The organism is Inquilinus sp., assembly GCF_039594555.1.
In the GTDB taxonomy this organism is placed as follows: Bacteria; Pseudomonadota; Alphaproteobacteria; order DSM-16000; family Inquilinaceae; genus Inquilinus.
Genome location: NZ_JBCNNF010000480.1, coordinates 1 through 4,940, shown reverse-complemented (window position 1 = coordinate 4,940; position 4,940 = coordinate 1). Strand labels below are relative to the sequence as shown.

Sequence of the window (4,940 nt, the reverse complement as noted above, 5' to 3'; positions counted from 1 at the left end):
TGTTCGGCCTAGCCGGCGAATCCGGCTGCGGCAAGAGCACCATCGCCTTCGCCATCACCCGGCTGCACAAGCCGCCGGCGCTGATCAGCGGCGGCGAGATCCGCTTCGACGGCCAGGACGTGCTGCGCCTGAACGGCGAGGCGCTGCGCCGCTTCCGCTGGCGCGAGGTCGGCATGGTGTTCCAGAGCGCGATGAACGCCCTGAACCCGGTGCTGACGGTCGAGGCGCAGTTCCGCGACGTGCTGGTCACCCACACCGGCTGCAGCCGGGCCGAGGCGCATGACCGCGCGGCCGAGCTGATGCGCATGGTCGACATCGACCCCAAGCGCCTGTCCGACTATCCGCACCAGTTCTCCGGCGGCATGCGCCAGCGCATCGTCATCGCCATCTGCCTGGCGCTGAACCCGAAGCTGATCGTGATGGACGAACCGACCACGGCGCTCGACGTCGTGGTCCAGCGCGAGATCCTGCAGCAGATCGACGGGCTCCGGCGGAAACTGGGCTTCTCGATCCTGTTCATCACCCACGACCTCAGCCTGATGGTGCAGTTCTGCGACCGCATCGGCGTCATGCTGAAGGGCAGGCTGGTCGAGGTCGGGACGGCGCAGCAGATCTTCCGCGCCCCGGCGCATGAGTACACGCGCAAGCTCTGGGCCTCCTTCCCCTCGGTGCACGGGGCCCGGCGCACCGCCCTGCAGGACGCCGCGGAGGCATCATGAGCCATACGCCCCTTCTCGCCCTCGAGCGCGTCGGCAAGCGCTTCGGCCCGCTGCAGGCGCTGGACGACGTGTCGATCGAGCTCTATGCCGGCCGCGCTTTGGCTCTGGTCGGCGAATCCGGCAGCGGCAAGACCACCTGCGCCCGCGTGCTGATGCTGCAGCACCCGCCCTCCGCCGGCCGGGTGCTGTTCCGCGGCCGCGACGTCGCCGCGCTGGACGGCAAGGGCGAGCTGCTGGCCTATCGCCGCGCGGTGCAGATGGTGTTCCAGGACCCCTTCGGGTCGCTGAACCCGGTGCACACCATCTTCCACCACATCGCCCGCCCGCTGTCCCTGCATGCCGGCCTGTCGGACCGCAAGGCGCTGCGCGCCCGGGTGATGGAGCTGCTGGCGGCGGTGGAACTGGACCCCGAGGCCACCGCGCCGAAATACCCGCACCAGCTGTCCGGCGGGCAGCGCCAGCGGGTCAACATCGCCCGCACCCTGGCGGTCGGGGCCGAGGTGGTGCTGGCGGACGAGCCGACCTCGATGCTCGACGTCTCGATCCGGCTCGGCGTGCTCAACCTGCTGGAAAAGATGAAGCGCGAGCGCGGCATGGCCTTCCTCTACATCACCCACGACATCGCCACGGCGCGCTACGTCGCCGAGGAGATCGCGGTGATGTATGCCGGCCGCATCGTCGAATGGGGCGACACCGGCGCGGTGATCGACTCACCGCAGCACCCCTACACCCAGCTCTTGCTCTCCGCCGTGCCGGACCCGGAGCGGCCGTTCGACGGTGAGGCCTCGCAGCTGCAGGCCGATCTCGTGGCCCAGGCGCGCGACGCCGCCCGCGCGACCGGCGGCGTGCGCCAGATCGCCGACAACCACTTCGTCCGCGCGGCCTGACGTTACGGGACTTTTCAGCCTCCCACTCCGTCATCCCCGCGAAAGCGGGGATCTCGCGCCGCTTTGACCGGACAGAGATTCCCGCTTTCGCGGGAATGACGGCAAAGGGATAGGTCGCCTTTCCGAAAAGCCGCCGCTCGATTCAGACTTGCCGACACCGGCCGACTTCGCTTACCGTGTTTGAGAAAACGGTTTCTCATTTAGAACAACGAACGTCATAGAAGTGGCAAGAGAAACCACTTTCTCAGCGAGACGCGACCGGGCTCGGCATGGACCAGAGGTCACCACGATCCGCTCCGAAAGTCGCCGGCCGGCCGGTGACCCTGCGCGATGTGGCGCAGGCCGCCGGGGTCAGCGTCGCCACTGCGTCGAAGGCGCTGAACGACCAGGGCCGGATGGCGGAGGAGACGCGGGAGCGGGTCCGCCAGACGGCCAAGGCCCTGGGCTTCCGCCCCAACGGGCTGGCGCAGAGCCTGTCGCGGCAGCGCAGCTTCACCGTCGGCCTGCTGACCAACGACACCTATGGCCGCTTCACCCTGCCGGTGATGGCCGGCATCGCCGACGCGCTGGTCGACAACGGCGTCTCGGTGTTCCTGTGCAACATCGAGGACGATCCGCGGCTGGCCCAGACGCATGTCGACGCCATGCTGGAGAAGCGGGTTGACGGCATCATCGCCTCGGGCAAGCGGATCGACCGTCACCTGCCGGTCGACCTGTCCAATCTCGGCATCCCGGTGATCTACGCCTTCACCGAGCCGGACCCGGAATCGATCGGCTTCGTCTCCGACGACGAGGCCGGGGCCCGGCTGGCGGTGGAGCATCTGGCCCGGCTGGGGCGGCGGCGCATCGCCCATGTCACCGGCCCGTCCAGCTTCCGCGTCGTGCATCAGCGGGCCAAGGCCTATCGCGACGTGCTGCGCGAGGCGGGGCTGGAGGAGCCAGAGCAGGGCGTGCTGACGGGTCAATGGACCGAGGGCTGGGGGCATGAGGCCGCAGGCTATCTGTTCGACGGCATCGGCCGCCCGCCCGATGCGGTGTTCTGCGGCAACGACCAGATCGCCCGCGGCGTGGTCGACGCGCTGCGCGAGCGCGGCCGCAGGGTGCCGGACGACGTCGCCGTGATCGGCTTCGACAATTGGGAGATCGTCGCCGCGGCGACGCGCCCGCCGCTGACCACGGTCGACATGAACCTGAAGGATCTGGGCCGCGAGGCCGGGCTGACCCTGCTGAAGCTGGTCGACCGCGAGCCGATCGCGCCGGGCATCCGCAAGCTGCCCTGCCGCCTGGTGGTGCGCCAGTCCTGCGGCGCCCCGCCCGGGGACTGACAGGCCCGACCGGAGCAACAAGGCCGCCCGGAAGGACGGCCGGAACCAAGGGAGGACAGAGATGACGCGTCTGCTGCAGCGCCTGGCCGGGGGCATCGCCCTTCTGGCCCTCACCGTCTCCGCCGCTTCGGCCGAGACCTTCACTCTGTGGGTGCGGTCCGACGGGTCGAACTTCATGCCCCGCATCGTCGAGGCGTTCAACCAGAGCCACGAGGACAAGGCCGAGCTGCAGATCGTGCCGACCGCGGAGCTGGTGCAGAAATACGCCACCGCCGCGGCCGGCGGCGCCGCGCCCGATGCGCTGTCGCTGGACCTGATCTACACGCCCTCCTTCGCCGCCGCCGGGCAGCTGGAGGACATCACCGACCTCGCCAAGTCCCTGCCCTATTTCGGCCAGCTGTCGCCGGCGCATGTGAAGACCGGCACCTACAAGGACCGGATCTACGGCCTGCCTTATTCCGCCGACAGCTCGGTCCTGATCTGGAACAAGAAGCTGTTCCGCCAGGCCGGCCTCGACCCCGACAAGGCGCCGACGACCTGGGCCGAGATCGAGGCGGCGGCGGAGAAGGTCGCGGCGCTCGGGGGCGACATCAAGGGCTTCTATTTCTCCGGTGCCTGCGGCGGCTGCAACATCTTCACCTTCGTCCCGCTGGTCTGGGCCAGCGGCGGCGAGATCCTGACCGAGGACGGCAGCAAGGCGACGCTGGACACGCCGCAGATGCGCGACGCCATCGCCTTCTACCGCGACATGGTGAAGAAGGGGCTGGTGCCCGAGGGCGCGCGCACCGACACCGGGTCGAACTTCTTCGCCGCCTTCGCCCGCGGCAATATCGGCCTGGCCCCGTCCGGCGCCTTCGCCATCGGCGCCTTGAACACGCAGTTCCCGGACATCGATTACGGCGTCACCTTCCTGCCCGGGAGGACCGGCGGCTGGTCGTCCTTCGCCGGCGGCGACAACTTCGTCGTCACCAAGGGCACGAAGAAGCTGGCGGCGATCAAGGCGTTCCTCGACTTCTCCTACTCGCTGGAGGGGCAGACGCTGCTGGCCCGCTACGGCAGCCTGCCGGTGCGCGGCGACATCTCCGACCAGGCGCTCAAGGACCTCGACCCGCGCTACAAGATCGCGGCCCAGGCGATGGCCAAGGGCCGGACGCCCTATTCCGTCGTCTTCAACGACATCATCAACAGCATGAACAGCCCCTGGGTGCAGATGGTGAACGAGGTGTTCTTCGGCGACGACGTCGACGGCTCCCTCGCCACCGCCCAGGAAACGATGCAGGGCATCATCGACAGCGCCCCGGGGAACTGAGGCTGTGGCGGTCCGAACGACCAGGCAAAATGAGTCCCCTCTCCCCTCGCGGGAGGGGGCTAGGGGGAGGGGGTTGTCTCCGCTCGGCCCAGCCCTGACTGCCGCAAGCCGGTTCCGGCGGGAACGATCCTTCCCATCGCGCGCGGACGCGCGCAGACCCCTCCCCCTACCCCCCTCCCGCAAGGGGAGGGGGGACAAGAAAGAGCTGGGCTCGTCAGGGAGGTTGGCCTGATGTCCACGACACAGACCGCCGGCGCGATTCCGCGGGCCTTTGTCCGCCGCCCCGTCCACCGGCGGCAATGGGCCGGCCTTCTCTTCGTCCTGCCGGCGGTGGCGCTGGTGGCGGTGTTCTTCGTGGTGCCGCTGGCGATGACCGCCTGGATGTCGCTGCACAACTGGCCGCTGATGGGGGCGATCCGCTTCATCGGCTTCGACAACTACCTCGCCATCGCCCGTGACGTGCGGTTCTGGAACGCGCTGCGCTTCACCGCGCTCTACACCGTCGTCGTCACCGTCGCGATCTTCGCCACCGCCTTTCCGCTGGCGCTGTTCGTGGAGAAGCCGCGGCCCTTCGCCGGCTTCTACCGTACCGCCTACTTCCTGCCGGTGGTGGTCGGCTTCGCCTCGGCCAGCCTGTTGTGGGCCTGGCTGCTGAACGTCGATGCCGGGTTGTTCAGCCCGGCGGCCGAGGCGCTGGGCC

General features: G+C 69.1%; 5 protein-coding genes. All 5 read left to right on the top strand.

The annotated features are described in order from the left end of the window. The coding region (locus ABDW35_RS32140; protein WP_343717920.1) for an ABC transporter ATP-binding protein at positions 1–719 on the top strand (719 nt) is incomplete at its 5' end. Beyond that, complete coding sequence (locus tag ABDW35_RS32135) at positions 716–1,606, top strand: ATP-binding cassette domain-containing protein (RefSeq protein WP_343717919.1); 891 nt, start codon at positions 716–718, stop codon at positions 1,604–1,606. The genes ABDW35_RS32140 and ABDW35_RS32135, both read left to right, overlap by 4 nt. A gap of 317 nt (positions 1,607–1,923) precedes the next feature. Then, positions 1,924–2,931, top strand: coding sequence for a LacI family DNA-binding transcriptional regulator (locus ABDW35_RS32130; RefSeq protein ID WP_343717918.1), 1,008 nt, complete (start codon positions 1,924–1,926; stop codon positions 2,929–2,931). Positions 2,932–2,992: 61 nt separating this feature from the next. Further along, a complete protein-coding gene (locus ABDW35_RS32125; RefSeq protein ID WP_343717917.1) occupies positions 2,993–4,240 on the top strand; it encodes a sugar ABC transporter substrate-binding protein in 1,248 nt (415 codons plus the stop codon). Between the two features lie 231 nt (positions 4,241–4,471). Beyond that, positions 4,472–4,940, top strand: a 469-nt coding sequence (locus tag ABDW35_RS32120) for a sugar ABC transporter permease (protein WP_343717916.1), incomplete at its 3' end; no start/stop codon positions are given.